At 48.2% G+C, this 5,146-nt stretch carries 6 protein-coding genes; 3 read left to right on the forward strand and 3 right to left on the reverse strand.

Annotated features, from left to right (window positions below):
• Window positions 1-145: 145 nt before the first annotated feature.
• Window positions 146-952: a cytochrome C assembly family protein gene (locus AC5M9B_RS04450; protein ID WP_019270386.1), complete on the reverse strand. Its 807-nt coding sequence runs from the start codon at window positions 950-952 to the stop codon at window positions 146-148.
• 116 nt (window positions 953-1,068) lie between these two features.
• Here AC5M9B_RS04450 and ffh point away from each other — a divergent pair, with 116 nt between their 5' ends.
• The gene (ffh, locus tag AC5M9B_RS04455) at window positions 1,069-2,439 is read left to right on the forward strand and encodes a signal recognition particle protein (protein ID WP_019270387.1); all 1,371 of its coding nucleotides are present in this window, start codon (window positions 1,069-1,071) and stop codon (window positions 2,437-2,439) included.
• Between the two features lie 127 nt (window positions 2,440-2,566).
• Here ffh and AC5M9B_RS04460 read toward each other — a convergent pair whose 3' ends face one another.
• Window positions 2,567-3,154 (reverse strand): YdcF family protein, encoded by a 588-nt coding sequence (locus AC5M9B_RS04460; RefSeq protein WP_070656420.1) that lies wholly within the window; start codon window positions 3,152-3,154, stop codon window positions 2,567-2,569.
• A 331-nt stretch (window positions 3,155-3,485) separates the two neighbouring features.
• On the opposite strand from AC5M9B_RS04460, the gene AC5M9B_RS04465 reads away from it, so the two are divergent.
• A complete protein-coding gene (locus AC5M9B_RS04465) occupies window positions 3,486-4,058 on the forward strand; it encodes a TMEM165/GDT1 family protein (protein ID WP_070656417.1) in 573 nt (190 codons plus the stop codon).
• Between the two features lie 10 nt (window positions 4,059-4,068).
• A complete protein-coding gene (locus AC5M9B_RS04470) occupies window positions 4,069-4,692 on the forward strand; it encodes a TIGR01621 family pseudouridine synthase (protein ID WP_070656414.1) in 624 nt (207 codons plus the stop codon).
• Window positions 4,693-4,768: 76 nt separating this feature from the next.
• On the opposite strand, the gene AC5M9B_RS04475 is transcribed toward AC5M9B_RS04470, so the two are convergent.
• Window positions 4,769-5,146 (reverse strand): tyrosine-type recombinase/integrase (locus AC5M9B_RS04475; protein ID WP_487648309.1); only part of this gene is annotated, 378 nt, incomplete at its 5' end.

The following is a 5,146-nucleotide window of genomic DNA, read 5'->3' on the forward strand; positions in this document are numbered from 1 at the left end:
TTGCAGGAAAGGCCGTATGCTACCGCATACTGGCCTTTTTCTGTTAGGGAAAGTTGCACTTCAAATGCGAATCCGCCATCGTCTGAAATTAATTTCAGACGACCTTTGCTAATCCAAACACAGTTCCAAACAGATAATTGCCAATTTAACGCTGCAGCAAGATTTCCAATACAAACTTGCTTCCTACATAAGCGAACATTAGGCTGACAAACCCGATGATTGTCCAAACGGCTGCTTTTTTACCTCGCCATGCCGTCATACTGTGCTTAAGCAGCAACGCACCGTAAATTATCCATGAGAGAATGCCGAATACGGTTTTATGGGTAAATGTAACGGGTTTACCGAATACAGCCTCTGCAAAAAATGTCCCGCTGACAACCGAATAGGTTAATAAGATAAAACCTACCCACATCCCCTGGAACATGAGCTTTTCCAAACTCAGTAAAGACGGCAGAAAACCGGACAAACTGGAAACACGTCGTCTATGCAGGTTACGGTTGAGCAGCAAAATCAAAACGGCAAACAAGGTCACAATGCCGAATAAACCGTATGCCAGCAACGATGTACCAATGTGCGACATAAACGGCAAATCATTGATTTGATAACCGACATATTTTCCTGGAAACAGCGCGCCCAATAATAAGGTAAACGCTGCGCACGGATACAAAAGCAGCTGCAATCCGCGCAGACGATAGAAAAAACTACCGACGAAATACACCAGCAGCATTAACCATACAATTAAACTGACGGAATAACCGAAGCCCATAATCAATACTTTGTCTTGAATGACGGGCATGAGCAATACGGCACCGTGCATAGTTAACGCGGCACCCAAAACTGCCAGTTCGGCTTTTAGGGGATAATCTTTAATATCTCGGGTCTTGTGGTTGAACCAAACGAATATACCCAATCCGGCATACACCAGTATCAGGCAAATCAGGATAGTCGGCATAACAAACTTTCTTGGCGCGCATACATAACCGCACGCGATAGTGTAAAATAATCTCAATTTTATTTTAGCAAAGAATGCCCCGAACAGGGCAGCTATTATCATTACCAAGGACAAGCATGTTAGACAACTTAACCAACCGCTTTAGTAAAGTTTTCAAAAATATCCGCGGTCAAGCAAAACTGACAGAAGACAACATCAAAGAGGCATTGAGGGAAGTTCGCCTTGCTCTGCTCGAGGCGGACGTAGCCCTGCCCGTCGTAAAAGAATTTGTCAACAACGTCAAAGAAAAAGCTCTCGGACAAGAAGTTACCGGCAGCCTGACCCCTGACCAAGCCTTTATCGGCGTCGTCAACCAAGCCTTGATCGAATTGATGGGCAAAGAAAATTCTTCTTTAGACTTGGCGGCCGTACCGCCTGCTGTCGTTTTAATGGCAGGTCTGCAAGGTGCGGGGAAAACCACCACCGTCGGCAAACTCGCCCGTCTGCTGAAAAACGAACAGAAGAAAAAAGTCTTGGTCGTTTCAGCCGACGTGTACCGCCCTGCCGCTATCGAACAGTTGCGCCTTTTGGCTGAGCAAGTCGGCATTGACTTCTTCCCTTCCGACTCCAATCAGAAACCTGTCGAAATTGCCACTGCTGCGATTGATTATGCAAAAAAACACTTTTACGACGTCTTGATGGTCGATACCGCCGGACGCTTGGCGATTGACGAAGAGATGATGAATGAAATCAAAGCGCTGCACGCAGCCGTCAATCCGGTAGAAACCTTATTCGTCGTCGATGCCATGTTAGGTCAAGACGCTGTAAACACCGCACAAGCATTCAACGAAGCCTTGCCGCTGACCGGCGTCATCCTGACCAAAATGGACGGCGATTCGCGTGGCGGTGCTGCATTGTCTGTACGCCACATTACCGGAAAACCTATCAAATTCATCGGTATCGGTGAAAAAATCACAGGACTCGAACCCTTCTACCCAGACCGCATCGCCAGCCGTATCCTCGGTATGGGCGACGTGTTGAGTCTGATTGAAGATGTCCAAAAAGGCATAGACGAAGAAGCCGCTGCCAAAATGGCGAAAAAGCTGCAAAAAGGCAAAGGCTTCGACCTCAATGACTTTAAAGAACAAATCCAGCAAATGCGCAATATGGGCGGGCTGGAAAGCCTGATGTCAAAAATGCCGGGCGAACTGGGTCAGATTTCCAAACAAATTCCCGAAGGCACGGCTGAAAAAGCCATGGGCAAAGTCGAAGCCATCATCAACTCCATGACGCCCAAAGAACGCGCCAATCCAACCCTGCTCAAAGCCAGCCGCAAACGCCGCATTGCCGCAGGCGCCGGTACCAGCGTGGAAGAAGTCAACAAAATGCTCAAGCAGTTTGAACAATCGCAACAAGTGATGAAAATGTTCAGCGGAAAAGGACTGGGCAAACTGATGCGTATGGCAAAAGGCATGAAGGGTATGAAAGGAATGTTTCCCGGAATGTAATCCGCAGGAAATATAAGAGAGGTCGTCTGAAAACTGAAATTGGGTTTTCAGACGACCTCTTCATATTGAGATTCTAGTCAGTCAAAAGCATAGCAATCCATTATTACAAAAGAATAATAGTCATCCTCTAACTGTAAAGTGCAACCGCCTTTACCCATGCAAGCACCTCCCGAGACAGTTTGCGCAAGTAATTTACCGTCGAATCACCGCACGCCTCTGAAGCATACAATTCAACGGTTTTACCTTGCCAGTAGCGCTTGGCAAGCCAAGAGGCACGCGCAAGATGGAAAGCATCGCTGACAATGATGATTTCGTTCGCATCCCGTAGATCCGGTACACTCAGCAAGATGTTTTCATATGTACTTTTTGAATGTTCTTCCAACCGTATTTTTTCGGACGGTACGCCCATTTCCACGGCCATATCGCGCATAGTTTGAGCTTCATTGCTGCCGTCCCCGTCCGTTCCTCCGCTCATCAGCAACTCATCCACTTTACCTTGCCGATACAATCTGACACCTGCTTCAACCCGCGAGCGCAAACAAGGATTAGGTTTTCCTCTGCGGTTAACAGCATTACCTAAAACAACGGCAATATCGGCAGAAGACAGGTTTTCAGACGACCTTTTTTCCACATTGACTGCACATAGATGCAGCCAGCTCAAAACAGCACACCATACCAAAAAACAAACGATGCACAATATCCAATACTTTTGCATTAATACTCCGGTGGATTTTGACCTTGTGTCATCATAGCATAATCTCTTTCACCATCTTCCAAGGCTTCAGACAACCCCTTAGCTGCCAATTACTTATTGCATCCCTCCCCTTCCATCTTTATAATGCGCACACTCTTACGGGAGTAGCCATCTGATGTTTGCTGACCATCAGAGCCGTTATCAACATAATTGACTGAGTTCGACAAAAATTGGTCATGGTGGCGGCATCTTCCTGACAACTGGAAGACAGGCAAGACGTAAGCGTTGTCCATACCCTTGCGGGCGGTATGTGCAACGCTTTTTGTTTTTGCCCGCTTCGGTTGAGTATCTTATGGAAGCATTTTTCTCTTCAATATTGGGCATTGCCATTGCCGAAATCGGCGATAAAACGCAACTGCTCGCTCTTTTCCTTGCCGCACGTTTCGCCCAGAAAAACGCGGTAGTCTCCGGCATTTTCGTTGCCACTTTACTGAATCATTTGGTCTCCGCATTTGTCGGCGTATGGCTGGCGGAAACCGTTTCTCCCGAGACCGTCAAATGGGTCGTCGGCATCAGCTTCATCGCGGTCGGTCTGTGGCTGCTCTTGCCCGATAAAGATGAAAACCCCGACAGCCGATGGCTCAAATACGGCGCGTTCGGAGCGACGGTTTTTCTGTTTTTCATGGCGGAAATCGGTGACAAAACCCAAATCGCCACAGTCTTACTGGCGGCAAAATACCAATCCTTATCCATGGTCGTACTCGGCAGCGTTGCCGGATTGATGTTGGCAACCGTTCCCGTGGTTTATCTGGGCGATATGCTGATGAAAAAAATCCCCGCCAAAGCCGTGCGGATTTCCGCCTGCGTACTGTTTTGCGTATTGGGCGCCATCACTTTGTCCGGTGGCGGCATTATGTTGAAATAGGTCGTCTGAAATGTGGGAAATCTTATTTAGGCATCCGGATTTTGTCGCCATTAACAAGCCGCAAGGCGTATCCGTACATCAAGAAGAGGGCGAAGTCAGCCTGACGCAGACGCTGGCGGCGCAACTCGGTCTTGAGCAGGTTTGGCTGCTGCACCGATTGGACAAACAGACCAGCGGCGTGCTGCTGTTTGCATTGAACCCGCAAAGCGCGTCGGCGCTGGCGCAGCAATTTGCCGCAAAAACCATGCGTAAAACTTATTTGGCGCTGGCAACGGATAAGCCGTCTAAGAAACAGGGTTGGATCAAAGGCGATATGGAAAAATCACGGCGCGGTGCATGGAAACTGATGCGCAGTATGGAAAATCCCGCCATTACCGAGTTTGACAGCCATAGTTTAGAACCCGGCTTGCGCCTGTTCGTCCTGCATCCGCATACGGGCAAAACCCATCAGCTTCGTGTCGCCATGAAAAGTTTGGGCAGCCCGATTTTGGGCGATACGCTCTACGGCGGGAAGCCTGCCTCGAGGATGTTCCTCCATGCGTGGAAAATCAAATTTGATTATCAAGATCAGACGTTTGAAATCGTCGCGCCCTTGAGTGAGGAATGGCCTCCATTGGATTTCATTCATGAATAAATCCAAAATATCTGACAAGGTTTCGTGTATCGCATCAGATAATCGGAAATAAAAAAACCGCTAAGAAAGCGGGTAGTTAGGGCAACACCTTTTCAAAGTCGAAAATAATACGGGGGACGTTGTTTTCTTTCCAGCGGTGTAGATTGTCGGTATGCCATCGACGGGCGATTGATTCAAAGGTATTTAGGGCGGCGGCTTGCCGTTCGCACTTTTTCTGTTGCTTGGCTTCGCTGGGGTCTTGCCCCGATACAAGCAAGCGGCGGGCATTCTCGGCGGCTTGACGGGCTTCTACCAGTGATACGGTCGGATATTTGCCGATTGAAAGCGTTTTACGTTTGCCGTTATGCGAAAAGTCAAACCGCCATAACTTCCCGCCGCTCGTATTGATATACAGATACAAGCCCTTGCCGTCATTCAGCTTAAACGGTTTTTCGGCGGGCTTGGCGTTTTTGAT

Source organism: Neisseria flava, from assembly GCF_982712965.1.